The organism is Actinoplanes sp. NPDC051851 (genome assembly GCF_040681165.1).
GTDB lineage: Bacteria > Actinomycetota > Actinomycetes > Mycobacteriales > Micromonosporaceae > Actinoplanes.
On record NZ_JBFAYF010000004.1, the window covers coordinates 62360 to 76123 of the forward strand.

Annotated in this window: 12 protein-coding genes; 3 read left to right on the forward strand and 9 right to left on the reverse strand. The window is 72.1% G+C overall.

Going from position 1 to position 13764, the window contains the following annotated elements; translation table 11 throughout:
- Positions 1–41: 41 nt before the first annotated feature.
- From AB0M08_RS05880 to AB0M08_RS05895, 4 genes are all read right to left on the reverse strand, one after another.
- Positions 42–980 carry a PHB depolymerase family esterase gene (locus AB0M08_RS05880; RefSeq protein ID WP_364489094.1) on the reverse strand — a complete coding sequence of 313 codons (939 nt, stop codon included), beginning with the start codon at positions 978–980 and terminating at the stop codon, positions 42–44.
- Positions 981–1036: 56 nt separating this feature from the next.
- On the reverse strand, positions 1037–2251 hold the full coding sequence (locus AB0M08_RS05885) for a low temperature requirement protein A (protein ID WP_364489097.1): 1215 nt from the start codon (positions 2249–2251) through the stop codon (positions 1037–1039).
- Positions 2252–2324: 73 nt separating this feature from the next.
- Positions 2325–3014, reverse strand: a complete 690-nt coding sequence (locus tag AB0M08_RS05890; protein WP_364489100.1) for a DivIVA domain-containing protein — start codon at positions 3012–3014, stop codon at positions 2325–2327.
- A 91-nt stretch (positions 3015–3105) separates the two neighbouring features.
- Entirely contained in the window at positions 3106–4695 is a 1590-nt protein-coding gene (locus AB0M08_RS05895; protein ID WP_364489102.1) for a methyl-accepting chemotaxis protein, read from the reverse strand.
- A 108-nt stretch (positions 4696–4803) separates the two neighbouring features.
- Between AB0M08_RS05895 and AB0M08_RS05900 the strand changes: the two genes are divergently transcribed.
- A complete protein-coding gene (locus AB0M08_RS05900) occupies positions 4804–5655 on the forward strand; it encodes a BTAD domain-containing putative transcriptional regulator (protein WP_364489105.1) in 852 nt (283 codons plus the stop codon).
- Positions 5594–5791, forward strand: coding sequence for a hypothetical protein (locus AB0M08_RS05905; RefSeq protein WP_364489107.1), 198 nt, complete (start codon positions 5594–5596; stop codon positions 5789–5791). The genes AB0M08_RS05900 and AB0M08_RS05905 overlap by 62 nt, the downstream gene beginning before the upstream one ends.
- A 1-nt stretch (position 5792) precedes the next feature.
- On the opposite strand, the gene AB0M08_RS05910 is transcribed toward AB0M08_RS05905, so the two are convergent.
- From AB0M08_RS05910 to AB0M08_RS05930, 5 genes are all read right to left on the reverse strand, one after another.
- A complete protein-coding gene (locus AB0M08_RS05910) occupies positions 5793–6212 on the reverse strand; it encodes a hypothetical protein (RefSeq protein ID WP_364489110.1) in 420 nt (139 codons plus the stop codon).
- A 68-nt stretch (positions 6213–6280) separates the two neighbouring features.
- Entirely contained in the window at positions 6281–9079 is a 2799-nt protein-coding gene (locus tag AB0M08_RS05915) for a BTAD domain-containing putative transcriptional regulator (protein WP_364489113.1), read from the reverse strand.
- Entirely contained in the window at positions 9079–10932 is a 1854-nt protein-coding gene (locus AB0M08_RS05920; protein ID WP_364489116.1) for a RiPP maturation radical SAM C-methyltransferase, read from the reverse strand. Before AB0M08_RS05920 ends, AB0M08_RS05915 begins: the two co-directional genes overlap by 1 nt.
- Before the next feature lie 28 nt (positions 10933–10960).
- Entirely contained in the window at positions 10961–11305 is a 345-nt protein-coding gene (locus tag AB0M08_RS05925; protein ID WP_364489119.1) for a hypothetical protein, read from the reverse strand.
- Positions 11306–11329: 24 nt separating this feature from the next.
- A complete protein-coding gene (locus AB0M08_RS05930) occupies positions 11330–12661 on the reverse strand; it encodes a hypothetical protein (RefSeq protein ID WP_364489122.1) in 1332 nt (443 codons plus the stop codon).
- 262 nt (positions 12662–12923) lie between these two features.
- On the opposite strand from AB0M08_RS05930, the gene AB0M08_RS05935 reads away from it, so the two are divergent.
- Positions 12924–13754, forward strand: coding sequence for a rhamnogalacturonan acetylesterase (locus AB0M08_RS05935; protein ID WP_364489125.1), 831 nt, complete (start codon positions 12924–12926; stop codon positions 13752–13754).
- Positions 13755–13764 lie beyond the last annotated feature (10 nt).

Genomic DNA, 13764 nt, shown 5'->3' on the forward strand with positions numbered 1-13764 from the left:
CCACCGGCCTGCTACCGCAGGCCTGCCTACAGCCGCCCCGGCTACAGGGACGCGAAGAAGCTCCAGATCGTCGTCGTCGCGTCCAGTGCGGTCGACGGCTGGTCCAGGTTCAGCAGCGAGGACGCCAGCTTCCCCGGCCCCGGCGCGCCCGGCCACTGATGCCCCGCCCCGTCGACGGTGATCAGCTCGACGACCCGCCCGCCGGCGCACCGGGCCACCGACGTCGTCACCACCCCGGACACCGTCGACGCCGGCGCCGCGCAGTCGTCGGTCTTGCGCCACGTGGTGATCAGATCCGGCACCGGCGGCCCGTCGATCTTCACGGGCAGCCGTCCGTCGCCCTCGTTGTCGCGCTTGCCCGGCCCGCCGCCGTACGGGATCGTCCTGTCCGCCGTACCGTGGATGTGGATGATCGAGACCGGCGCCGGCGACGGGCACGCGTTGATCATCGTGCCGGAGACCGGGGCGATCGCCGCGAAGAGCGTCGTCTCGCAGGCCAGCCGGTACGCGAGCATCGCCCCGTTCGAGATGCCCGCCGCGTAGACCTTCGACGGGTCGATACCCGCGTCGCCGATCTCGGCCGTCACCAGCTGCTTGATGAACCCGACGTCGTCCACCTGGTCCCGGGCCGCCGCACCGCAGCAGTCCGTGCTGACGTTCCAGGTACGCCCCACGCCGTCGGGGTAGACGACGAGGAAGCCGTCCCGGTCGGCGAGCGCGTCGAAGCCGTACGACTGCTCGGCCTGGCGCCCCGAACCGACCGCGCCGTGCAGGACCACCACCATCGGCGCGCCCTCCCGCAGCGACGCCGGGCGATAAATACGATATGTTCGATCGAGCGTCCCCACCCGCATGGTGTGCGACGAGACACCCACGGCGGCGGAGGCGGACGGTACGGGATCAGGCCGGGTGAAACGCGTACAACCAGCGGTCAGCACCACGACGGTGAGCAGTACGGCAGCGATTCCACGACAACGCATGCCGCCACTGTCGGCCCGCGATGTACGAGGAATGTAAAGAGGACGAACGCGGAACCTCAGACCTTGGCCACGCGCACCTCACCGGCCCGATGCTGGGCGATCCCGGTCGCCACGCCGGCCACCAGCACCGTGGCAAAGAGCGCGACCACCAGCGCGGGCGGCAGCCCCGGCATCGCGGCGATCGCCACCACCAGCGGCACGCCCAGGCCGGGCCAGATCAGCGCCGTCCGGTACCGCCGGGACAGCACCGCCTGGATGACCGCGGCGCTGAGCAGGTACCCGGCCGTCCCCGCCCCGAGCACCGCCCGCGTGCCGGCATCGAGGCGGTCGTCCGCCCCGTGCATCACCGCGTGCTCCAGCCCGACCGCGACGGCGGCCAGCGAGATGGCGACGGGCAGGTGGGCGTACACGTAGAAGTCGTGCACCCGCCGGCGGATGCGCTCGCCGCCCTCCTGCACCAGGCGCCGTTTGGCGGCGCCGCCGGAGAGGTCGAAATAGGACCACCAGAGCGCCGCGGCGACCAGGAACGCGAAGCCCGCGGCGGTGACCACGCCCGGTTCCCAGTGCCCGTCCCGCAGCCCGACCGCGACCGCCGCCACCGACTCGCCGAGCACCAGGATGACGAAGAGCCCGAAGCGTTCCGGCAGGTGCTCCATGTGCAGCGGCGGCGCGTCCGGCACGCGGGTGGCCATCACCGGCCCGAGCAGATCCAGCCCGACACCGGCCGCCCACAACAGAGAGGACCACTTCTCCGGTACGGCGAGAGAGACCGCCCAGCACGCGCCGCCCGCGGCGTGCCCGTACAGATAGGGCCTGATCCCCGCACGGGCCTCCGGCAGCCGCCGCCAGACCCGCAGGTATCCGGCGATCAGCACGAGCCGGAGCAGGAGGTAGCCGAGGGCGAACCAGCGCGCGTGCGCCCCGATCGCCTGCTCGGTCGCGGCGGTCATCACCAGCACCCCGGCCATGCCGGTCAGCGTGAGAAGCCGGAAGATCGCGTCGTCGGTGTCGAAGCGGTTGGCGTAGAGCGTGGTGCTGGCCCACGCCCACCAGCCGGCCACCAGCACCGCGACGAACCGGAATCCGCCGGCCAGGGTCTCGTCACCGGCCAGCACGTCCGCGCACCGGCCGACGAGGAGCACGAACGCCAGGTCGAAGAAGAGCTCCAACCGGGTCGCCGAGCGGTTCGACTCACGGTTGACGTCCGGCGGCCGGACCAGCTCACGCTCCTCGCGGTCCTCACGATCCAACTGGTCCTGCTCGGCCGTCATCAGCGACTCCTACCGGTCGGGGGACTCCGTGCAGAGAGTCCACCACGACCGGCGGGTTCGCGCAGGTCGAGCGTCAGCGGTCGGCGGGGGCCTCCGGGCCGCTGGTCAGGTCCATCAGCTGCTGGGTGACGTGCTGGTTGAGCGCCTGCTGGTAGCTCTGTGCGAGCTGGCCCAGCCGGTCGATCTCGTCGAGCAGCCCGGCACGCTTCTCCACCAGGCTGTCCATCGCCTCGGCGTGATTGCGGCGTGCGTCACTCTCGATGGTGCTCGCCTTGAGCTGGGCCTCGCTGGTGATCTGGTCGGCCTTGCCGCGGGCGCCGTCGAGCACCTGCTCCGACTCGCGCTGGGCGTCGCGCATGTGCTCGTCGGCGGTGCGCTGGGCCATCATCAGCACCCGGGCGTTCCGGTCGTCGTCGCCGACCGTGGGCAGCGCACCGGAGGGCTGCTGGGTGCGGGCCCGCTCCAGCTGCGACTGCACGCCGCGGGCGTTCTGCTCGGCCCGCGCGCGGGCCTCCTGCAGGCGCTCCAACTGGGCGGTGAGCTCGGCGAACTCGTTGGTCAGCACCATCGTCGAGGCCGGGCTGGGCCCGCCCCCGCCGCGCTGCATCTGGTCACGGAGCGCGACGTTCTCCTCGAGGAGGCGGATAAGCTCCTGCTCGACCTCGTCCAGGAAGGCGTCGACCTCCTCCTCGTCGTAGCCGCGCTTGCCGATCGGCGGCTTCTTGAAGGCGACGTTGTGAATGTCTGCTGGAGTCAGCGGCATCGTCCTGGGCTCCTGTCGGTTGCGGTGGTGCGGCCCGCATCCTACGCAACCCGTCCACTTCCCGCTGAGTGCGAGATCACGCGGACGCTCATCATGCGTGGATACGGAATCGCGACACCACGTCGTTGAGACTCGCCGCAAGAGCAGACAAGTCGGACGCCGCCTCCCGCGTGGAGGTCGCGCCCTCGGCGGTCTGCGCCGCGGTCGCCGCGACCTGGCCGATCGACTGGTTGATCGCATCGGCACCCCGGGCGGCGTCGTCGAAGAGCCGGCTCAGCTCGTTGGTGGTGGCCGTCTGCTCCTCGACGGCGCCGGCGATGCTGGTCTGGTACTGGTTGATGTCGCTGATCACCTCGGCGATCCGGCCGATGGCGGCGATCGCGTTGCCGGTGTCACCCTGGATCGCCTCGATCCGCTGGCCGATGTCCTCGGTCGCCCGCGCGGTGCTCTGCGCCAGGTCCTTGACCTCGCTGGCGACCACCGCGAAGCCCTTGCCGGACTCGCCGGCCCGGGCCGCCTCGATGGTGGCGTTCAGCGCGAGCAGGTTGGTCTGCTCGGCGATGCTGGTGATCAGCTTGATCACGTTGCCGATCTCGTCGGTCGACGCGGAGAGCTTCGACATCGCGCTGGTGGTCTCCTCGGCGGTGCTCACCGCGCCCTGGGCGATCTGGGCGACCGTGGTGGTGTTGCCGGAGATCTCGCGGATCGCGGCGGTCATCTGCTCGGCACCCTGCGCGGCCTCCCGGACCCGCTCGCTGACCAGCACGCTGGAGTCGGAGACCGTACCGACCTGGGCGGACGCCTCCTCGGAGGAGGCGTCGACGCTGACGCTGATCGCGGAGAGCCGCTCGGAGGCGTCGGTGAGCGAACGGGCGCCGTGCGCGATGTCGCCGATCGCCGTCCGGATGTCGCCGATCGCCGCGTTGAGCGCCTCGGACATCTGCCCGATCTCGTCGCGGCTCTTCACCGGCACGTCGCCGGTGTAGTCACGCTGGGCCACCCGGCGCAGCGCGTCGACGGCCCGCTGCAGCGGCGCGAGGATGCTGCGCGCGATGAACCAGCCGAAGACCGCCAGCAGCAGCACCCCGAGCACCAGCGCCGACCCGACGATCCAGCGGACCTTGCTGACCAGCTGGTTCTGCGCGGTGGCCGCGCTGGTCGCCTTCTTGTCGATGGAGGTGACGACGGTGCCGAGCGAGGTGGCGAAGGTGCTGTAGGTGTTGAAGAGGGTCTCGCCCGCCTTGTAGAGCTGCGTGCTGGTGGTCTTGGTGGTGAGCGAGCTCTGCGTCTCGGTGGCGGAGGCGGTGAAGGTGCTCCAGGAGGTCGCCAGCTCCGACACCGCGGAGGAGTCGGACGACGAGAGGTCGAGCTTCTTCAGCGACGTCACCAGATCGTCACCCTCCGTGGTGTACGTCGCCACCGACTCGGCGAAGGTCGACGTCTGGGAAGGGAACGCCAGATTCGCGTTGATCATGCTGTCGATCAGCGACGCCTTGGTGTCCAGGCGAGCGAGGTAGAGGCTGGCCTGGCGGTAGACGTCCTGTTCGTCGGATTTCTGGGCGAGGTTGCTGATGCTGATCCACGCAGTGCAACCCAGGCACACGGCGAGCGCGATGCTCACCACGATCAGACTGCTGATCTTCCAGCGTACCGACCAGTTGCCCACGGTTTCCCCCGACATATCCGGTAATAGTCGTCAGAAGGCCCATCGGCCGTGACGTACAGAAACTGAGCCGGTGCAACGAGTGGTGCAACGAGCGCTGCAACCGAGGTTCCGACGATGGGAGCCGTGGTTGCACACGTTACGGCTCCGATGCTCGCCGCGCGGTTCCTCGGCGACTTCCGGGTCATGATCGACGGCGTGCCGGTGGACACGGTGTCCCGGCGGCGGACCCGGCACCTGCTCGCGTACCTGCTGACGCACCGGCGCGCGGCGGTGCACCGGGACGTGCTCGCCGAGGTCTTCTGGCCGGGCGCGACACCGGAGCGGGCCCGCAACAACCTGCACGTCTCGCTGACCGGGGTCCGGCAGGCGCTGCGGGCCGCGCATCCGCTGGCCGAGATCGAGCGCCGGTACGACACGTACCGGATCGGCCCGGCCACCGCGGTCTGGAGCGACGTGGAGCAGTTCGCACGGCACCGGGCCGCGGGACTGGAGGCGGACCGGCGGGGCGACCGGGACGGGGTGGTGCGCGCCTACGAGTCCGCCTGCCAGCTGCACGAGGGCGACTTCCTGGCCGAGGACCCGTACCTGGAGTGGGCCGCCCCGATCCGGGAGGCGCTGCGCCTCGACGTGATCGACGTGCAGACCCGGCTCGCCGAGGCGTACCTGGAGCGCGGGGCCTACGGGTCCGCCACCCTGCTGGCCCGGCGGCTGCTGGAGGACGACCCGTGCAACGAGACGGTCAGCCGCCTGCTGATGACCTGCTACGCCACGGCCGGGCAGCGGCATCTGGCCCTGTCCCAGTACCACCGGCTCGCCGAGCGTCTCTGGACCACGCACCGGGTACGTCCCTCGGCCGGGACCACGGCGTACTTCGAGCGGTTGCGGGATCCCCGGGGCGGCGTAGCGTCGGTCCATGGGAACCGTTCATCAGCTGATCTGCACCATCAGCCCCGGCGGCCTGCTGTTCACCTGTGAGGACGACGGCTGCGGCCGCCGCCTGGCGGTCACCGACGACGGTGAGCTCGTGATCATCGATCACGGCGACCGCGCCGTCCTCCATCGGGGCAGCTCCGGTGGCATCGAGGTGACCACCGGAGTCCGCTCCCTCTGAATCAGGCGATCAGGACGGTCGGGCCGTCGTAGATCGCGCCGACCTCGGTACGCCGGCCGAAGTTGCTGTGCCGCAGCACGGTGACCAGCTTGTACGCGCCCGAGACCGGTGGCTTCGGCTGGTCGTCGACCGAGTTCTTCGGCACGGTCACCGTCACGTAGTAGTCCCGGCCCCCGTTGACCGCGACCGTCGCCGTGCCCACCCGCTTCTCGGGACCCGGGCCCAGGGACTCGACGTAGACGTTGACCTCCCAGAGCCCGCCGAGCAGCGCGGCGGCGAGGTCACCGACGTGCCAGTCGACGAGTACCTGGAACTCCGCGCCCGCCTCCAGGACGTTGGAGGGCAGGCCGTTGTTGTCCTTGATCTGGGCGTTGAAGAGGCCCGCGCCGAAAGTGGTGTTGGGGAACTGGATGTCGGCCATGTCTTCCTCTCCCCGGCAGCCCTGCGCCGCCGATGACACGACGATCCCGCGGGGCTCTTCGCCGGCCCTTAGCCACCGCTTAGCCAGGGGGCGGACTTGATTAAGTGCCGTACGTCGTCGGCGTCGGGCAGTCCGAGCGCCTCGAACACGTCCACCGCCCGGGTCCACGCCCGGACCGCCTCCCCGCCGGCACCCGCCGCCGCGTGGGCCTCCCCGAGCGCCACCAGGGCCTGTCCCTCGCAGAAGTGGTCCGCGAACTCCTCGTACAGCTCGACCGCCTCGGCGTAGCAGCTCGCCGCCTCGGCGTGGTGGCCCAGCTCGTGGTGGGCCCGGCCGAGGCTGTCGAGGACGTCGGCCTGGTCGTAGCGGTCGTCGTGCGCGCGCATCAGCGACAGCGCGGCGGCGCAGTGCACCAGCGCCTCCCGGTGCTCGCCGAGCCGGGAGTGGAACCAGCCCAGCGCGTTCAGGGCCCGCGCCTCGCCGGTACGGTGACCCGCCGCCCGGAAGTGCCGCAGCGCCTCGTGGATGTGCGGGAACGCGTCCCGGTACCGGCCCTCGCAGTCGGCCACCCAGGTGAGGGCACGATGCACGTGCCCCATCCCGATCGGCTCGTTGCACCGCTCGAAGAGCGGCAGCGCCCGGTGCAGCTGGGCGCGCGCCTCGTCGAAGCGCCGCAGCCGGATGTACGCGTAGGCCAGGCAGCCGCGGACCACCGCCTCGGCGCGGGCGTCCCCGAGCCGGCGGGCGGCGGTCAGCGCCACCTCCTGCGCGGCCACCGCGTCGTGCCAGTGTCCCTCCCGGTTCAGGAACTGGGTCAGCGCCCAGGCCAGCTGCCAGGCGTGGGTGTACAGCCCCTCGTCGGCCGCCTGCCGGAGCGCCGTGAGCAGCACCGGCTCCTCCGCGGCGAACCAGGCCATCGCGGCCCGGTGGTCCACCGGCGGATCCACCGGGACGGCCGGCGCCGGCGGCGGATCGATCGGGTCGTCGCGGAACGGGTTGAGCGCCCGGTCCGCCACATACGCCGCGTACCGGTGATGGTCGAGCACGGCCCGGATCGCCGCGCGCCGCTCGTCCGCCGGCTCGGTGGCGACGGCGAGCTCGGCGGCGTAGGCCCGCAGCAGGTCGTGCAGCACGTAGCGCCCCGGCACCCGCTCGGCGATCAGGTGTGCCCGGGCCAGTTCGGCGAGCTGGGGGCGGACCGGTCCGTCCACCAGGCCGGTCATCGCGGCCGTCGGCAGCTCCGGCCCGCACTGCAGCCCGAGCAGCCGGAACAGCCGCGCCGCCGAGGGGCTCAGCCCCCGGTAGGAGCAGGCGAAGACCGCCCGTACGTTGGTGGCGGTGTCCCCCGCGTCGAGCAGATCGAGCCGCCCGTGCACCCGGCGCAGCTCCCCCGCCGTGGCGGAGAGCGAGAACTGCGGGTACGCCGCGGCCCGCGCGGTGACCACCGAGAGGGCGAGCGGCAGCCGCGCGCAGCCCGCGATGATCTCGGTGACCGCGTCCGGCTCGGCGTCCACCCGCCGCCGGCCGAGCCGCCGGGCGATCAGGTGCCGGGCCTCGTCCGGGTTCATCAGGTCGAGCCGTACCGGCCGCGCGCCGTCGATGGCCACCAGGCTGAGCAGCTCGTTCCGGCTGGTGATCAGGACGAGGCAGCCCGGTGCGCCGGGGAGCAGCGGCCGTACCTGCTCGGCGTCGAGGGCGTTGTCCAGCAGGATCAGGATCCGCCGGCCGGCCACCGTGCTGCGGTAGAGCGCGGCCTGCCCCTCGACGTCGGCCCCGATCCGCTCGGCCGGCACCGCGAGCGCCTCGAGGAAGCCACGGATCACCCGGCCCGGGTCGGTGGCCGGGGTGCTCGGGTCGAAGCCGTGCAGGTTGACGTGGAGCTGACCGTCCGGGAAGCGGTCCCGGACCCGATGCGCCCAGGCCACCGCCAGCGTGCTCTTGCCCACCCCGGCGGTGCCCACCAGCGCCACCACCGCGCCCTCCTCCGCCAGCGCCCGGTCCAGCTGGGTACCGGGCTCCACCCGCTCGACGAAGTCCGGCAGGGCCCGGGGCAGCTGCGCGGGCACGCCGATCCGCCGGGCGGCGGCGGGGATCCCCGGTTCCGCCCGGGATCCGCCGAGCGCCTCCCGGTGCAGCTGCTGCAACGTCGCGGCCGGTTCCACGCCCAGGTCGCCCCGCAACCGCCGCCGGGCCAGCTGGAAGACGTCCAGCGCCTCGCTCCGCCGCCCGGACCGCAGGAGCGCCCGCATGAGCAGTTCGTAGAGCGGTTCGTGCAACGGGTGCTCGTCGCAGAGCCGGCACAGCTCCTCGACGAGAGCGGCCGCGTCCGGTGCCAGCGAAAGATCAAGTTCAATTCTCTCCCGTACGACCGTCAGCCGCCGCCCGGCGAGCCGGTCCCGCTCCGCGTCGAGGAACGGACCGCCCAGCCCGTCGCAGAGCGGCCCGCGCCAGAGCCCGAGCGCGGCCGCCAGTCGCGCGGCGGCGCCACCGCGGTCGCCGGTCTCCCGCTGCGACCGGGCCCGCCGTACCTCGGCGTCGAAGGCGGCCAGGTCCACCTCGGCGTCCTCCACCGCCAGCCGGTACCCGGTCCCGGTCCAGTGCAGCCGGCTCTCGGCCGCCCGGGCCGCCCGTCGCGGTTCCAGCGCCCGGCGCAGCCCGGAGACGTGCCGCTGCACCAGGTTGACCGCCGAGGCCGGCGCGGCGTCGCCCCAGACCGCGTCGATGATCTGCGGCACCCCGAGCGGCCTGCCGCCGTGCAGCAGCAGGATCCCGAGGACCACCTGCTGCTGGATCGGCCCGAGCGCGACCGGCTGCCGGTCCCGCTCGACGCCGAGCCGGCCCAGAACCCGGAACCGGAGATCGGGCATCACCGTTGCGCGACGGCGGGCAGCGCCAGTGAGAGCCCGATCGGGCCGTCCACGAACATCAGGCCGAGCCGTTCGAACTCGGTGAACAGCTCCTGGACCTCGCCGACCGGGACCTTCAGCCGCCCGGCGGCCGCGGACGCGCCGATCGGCCGCTCGGCGCAGACGGTGTAGAGGGCGGCGGGGAGGCCCTCGAACGCGTACGTCCCCTCCCGACCCGGCCACCGCGTGTCGTAGATCTGCACGTACTCCGGCGCCGCCGAGTAGGTCAGCTCCGGCCGGCCGGCCGACGTCCAGCGCGTCTGCCAGGCGGCGACCGCCCGGCGTACGTCGTCGTAGACCTCGTCGGGCAGCGCGCCGGCCAGCTCGTGGTCGAAGAAGTAGGCGACCCGCTCCAGGTCGGTCCGCTCCGGGTAGACGAACCGGTGGCTGCTCTCCGGCCGGGCCCACCGGAAGACCGGGGTGCCACGCTCGGCGAAGAGCGGGCTGAAGCGCTCCAGCCGGATCCGGCCGGCGCTGTCCGGCGGCTCGAGGTGGGCCAGGTACGGCAGGAGGGCGGCCTGCTCCGCGTAGTCCCGGCCGCGCTCGCCGGGGAAGCCCCAGAGCAGGTTCCAGGAGACCGCCATCCCGTAGTACCGCGCCCAGCGCAGCAGGTTGACGTTCTGCCCGGCGGTCGTGCCCTTGCGCATCAGGCCCAGCACGTGCGTGCTGAGCGACTCCAGGCCGGGCTGGACGCTGGTCACCCCGGCCCGCGCCAGGGTACGGACCTGACCGCGGCCGAGGTTGGCCTTGATCTCGTAGAACAGCTCGTAGCCGAACCCGGCCCCGGCGATCTCCGGCAGCAGCGTGGTCAGCAGCCGGGGATCGAGGATGTTGTCGACGGCGGCGAACCGGAGGCTGCCGCAGCGCCGCGCCTGATGGGCGAGCTCGGCGCGGACCCGGTCCGGCGACTTGCCGCGGAACGCCATCGAGACGCCGTTGAGCCCGCAGAACGTGCAGTGGTGCTTGGCGCCCCACCAGCACCCGCGGCCGGTCTCGATCGGGATGCGGACCCGCGGGCGGTGCGCCGCGTCCAGCAGTCCGAGCGCGGCCGCCCGATCGAAGTACTCGCCGTAGTCCGGCGGCGGCAGGCCGTCCAGCGCGGGCAGCGGCCCGGGCGGGGTGGTCACCGCGGCGTCGCCGACCCTGCGGATCACTCCGGGTACGCCGCCCGGGTCGGCGCCGTCCGCCAGCGCGGCCAGCAGCGCGGGGAAGGCCGCATCCGCCTCACCGGTCACCGCCAGGTCCGCGCACTCCACGGTACGCACCAGTTCCGCGCCCATCTCCCCATCGAAGTTCGCGCCCCCGAAGACGGTCACGAGTCCCGGGTGACGGCGCCGGAGCCGGCGGGCCAGGGCGAACGAGGCGGCGTTCTGCTGGAAGGTGCAGCTGAACCCGACGACCCGGAACCGTTCCCACGGGTACGTCTCGGTCAGCTCGTCCAGGTACGCCGGCACCTGCTCCTCCCGGATCCAGAGCAGACAGTCCCGGATCCGGTCGTACGTGCCGCCTAGCCGGGTCAGGTCGTCGCCCAGGTCGTCGAGGAGCTTGCCGCCGGGATCCGGGGCGTCGTCGCCGAACGCCTCGCGCGAGAAGAGCCACTCGCCGAGCAGCGGCCCCCGGTGATTGGCCAGCCGGCCGTAGCGATCAGCGCCTATCCGGGCCGCGAAGTCCAGGTTCGCGTGCAGCGACCGGGCCGGGAAGCCGTGCTCCCGGGCGATGGCGGTGAGCAGCCCGGCCTGGATGGACGGGCGGTCCGCGCCGAGGAACGGCATCGCCACGACCGCCACGGGCCACCCGGACCGGTCACTCGTCATCGGACCGCACCGGCCCGGCCGCACCGGATCACCGCCGTACCCAGATCTCGACCCGCACGTCCCCGGAGGAGAGCACCGGCCCGCCGCAGTCCGGCGGGGCCTCGGGCAGGATCACCTGCTCGCTGTCCTCGGGGGTGGCCTCGAAGAGGGGTTTCTGGATGTTGTCGACCCGCCACGGATCCGAGCCGGCGGCGGCGCCGGGTGCGAACGTACCCAGCAGCTCGGGCTTCTCCCCGAGCGCCTTCGCGCCGATGCGGAAGATGCTCCAGAAGCGCTCGGCGTCCTGCGGTCCGAGATCGCCCCCGAGGAGGCCGTTCACCCTCCGGCCCAGCGCCGTGTCCGGGTCCTCGAAACCCGCGTCCCCAGTGGTCACCTCAGTCCTCCGTTCTGTCGTCGATCACTCCATCGGTGTGATGCCATGCGCCGACCGCAGCAGGCTCAGCGGCCAGCGCCGGAACCTGGCCGGGTCGTTGAGCCTCGCCGCGAGCGGTTCGTAGAACGCGGCGGAGGTCTCGGCGTTCTGGCAGGCCTCGGTGAACGTGGACGTGCCGATCCTGGTGGTCTCCAGATAGCGCCAGTTGCCGTTCTTGAAACCCGTCTCCCAGGCCACGAAGGCGTGCTTGGGCACGATCACCAGGGCCGGGTTGATGGTCATCCCCTCCAGCAGGCTCGCGAACAGCACCGTCCCGTCGATGCAGTTGGCCATCCGGTCGGCCAGGGCCTCACGGGGCAGCCGGACACGCTGGGCGCCGGTCCCCTCGTCCGGGTTGAACGCCACGACCGAGTCGACGTACGCGACCCCGCGCAGCTTGAGTGCCGCGAAGACCGCCTTCACCTGCTCCTCGACCTCGACGGCGGTCATCTGGTACCCGACCAGGCGGCGGTTCGGCTGCTGGTCGACGACGGTCCGCAGGAACGCCATCACCGAGGGCTCGTTCGGGGTGACGAACGCACCGAGGTACGGACTCAGGTCGGTCCAGCGGGCGGTGGCCGGATCCAGCACCGCCAGCGGTGCGGTACTCCGGGCCAGCAGCGGGATGGGCCCCGTCCGGTGCAGCACGACGGGCCCCTCGAGATCCTCGATCAGGATGCTCACGGTCGCCACGGTGAGCTCGGTGATCCGCTGGACGAGATCCGGGAAGAGCGTCGGCAGCGCCTCGACGGTGTGCGACCCGTCCGGCGGGAGTTCCACCGTCTCGACCGCCGGAGCCGAGTAGCGCTCCAGGACCACGGTGACCCGCAGCCGGCGGTGGCGCCCGCTCCGGTTGGTCAGATCGCAGGTGATCAGGGCGTGCTCGGGCGCGCGGAAGAGGTGGTAGATCGAGGTCGGCACCTGGGCCATCCGCCGGTCGATCACCACCTCGATCCCGGTGTCCACCGGCGGATCGATCCCGGTCTCCACCGGCGGATCGCCGGTCTCGTGCGCGATCAGGGCGGCCGGCGGCGCCCCGCCGGTCCGCCGTTTCGCGTCGACGGCGTCGGCCGCGGCCTTCGACGTGGTGTAGATCCGCCACCGGTCCGCGCCGATCCGCAGGTCCAGCGGGTCGACCTCGGACGATCTCCGTTCCAGGCGGTCCAGTTCGGTCTCGGCCCGCTCGAGCCTGACGATCAGGTCGTCGGGTGGGTCGTGCCGGGCGTACAGGCTCTCTCGATACAGGTCGACCTGCTTCCGGAGGAAGTAGAGGCGTTCCTCGATCCGGAGCGTGTCGTCCACGTCGGGCAGCGTCATGCCATCCTCGCAATGTAGCCGGACGATTGCTCTCCGCAGTTCTTCTCCGGCTCGATGGTGTACCCGGGCGGTTCACCGGATGTATCCGCCGGACGGACGGAAGGCCATCGACGCCGGGCTCTCGCCCTGTCAAATCAAGGACGATGGCACTCTCGCGCACTCGGCAGCCGGCCGGCAGCCCCCATCAGACCCGCCGGCCAATTCGCCTTCCACCTGGAGGAAAGCGCTTGCCCACATAGACCTTAGGCGATTAGATGGCCGCATGGCCACCGATCGAAGAACACTGCTGCGCGCCACCCTGGGCGGCGCCGTCGCCGGAGCCTTCGGCATCGCCGCACCGTCCGCGGCGCACGGCAGACACACCCCCACCGTCTATGTGGCGGGCGACTCCACCGCCGCCACCTACGCCGTCGCCGACATCCCGCGCGCCGGGTGGGGCCAGGCCCTCCCGGTCTTCCTCCACCCGGACGTCCCGGTCGTCAACGGCGCCCTCTCCGGCGCCAGCTCGAAGAGCTTCTACGACCTGGGCCGCCTCGGCCTGATCCTGGACGCGATCCGCCCCGGCGACACGTTCCTGATCTCGTTCGGGCACAACGACGAGAAGTCCGCGGACCCGGCCCGCTACACCGAGCCGTGGACCACCTTCCAGGAGTACCTGAGCCTCTACCTGGACGGCGCCCGCGACCGCGGTGCGCACCCGGTCCTGGTCACCCCGGTCGAGCGGCGCCGCTTCACCGCCGACGGGGTGCCCTACCTGTCGCACGGCGAGTACCCGGACGCCATGCGCGCGCTCGCCGACGCCACGGACACCCCGCTGATCGACCTCACCGCGCTCTCCTTCGCGCTCTGGAGCGAGCTCGGCCCGGACGCCACCGAGGACTACTTCCTCTGGCTGGACGCCGGCGAGTCGGTCAACTATCCGGACGGCGTCAGCGACAACACGCACTTCCAGGCGCACGGCGCGATCGAGGTCGCCCGGCTGGTGGTCGCGAACGGGCACACCATTCCCGGACGTGACCAGCGCGCCCTCTGCCGCGACGGCTTCCCGGACGACATACTTGTCTGGCCGGAGACCCGCCCGGCGGAGAGCTGAACATCGATCC